Origin of the sequence: Clostridium pacaense, assembly GCF_020709765.2 — a bacterium.
In the GTDB taxonomy this organism is placed as follows: domain Bacteria; phylum Bacillota; class Clostridia; order Lachnospirales; family Lachnospiraceae; genus Enterocloster; species Enterocloster hominis.
Genome location: NZ_JAJFEB020000183.1, coordinates 1 through 244 on the forward strand (window position 1 = coordinate 1; position 244 = coordinate 244).

General features: G+C 52.5%; 1 protein-coding gene. It reads left to right on the forward strand.

The genetic code is table 11. From position 1 onward, the window contains the following. Positions 1-244, forward strand: a 244-nt coding sequence (locus LK536_RS58980) for an alpha-amylase family glycosyl hydrolase (protein ID WP_506092357.1), incomplete at both ends; no start/stop codon positions are given.

Below are 244 nucleotides of genomic sequence, written 5' to 3' on the forward strand. Positions count from 1 at the left end.
CAGCACAATTTATCAGATATATACAAACTCCTTCCAGGATACCACGCACAGCGGGCAGGGGGATTTAAGGGGGGTAATCAGCAGCCTGGATTACCTGAAGGAGTTGGGAATTGACTATATATGGCTGACCCCGTTTTCCAAATCCCCCAGGAACGACAATGGCTATGATGTGGCCGACTACCTACCCGTGGCCCCCATGTTTGGCACCATGGCGGATGTGGAGGAACTGATTGGGGCAGCCGTA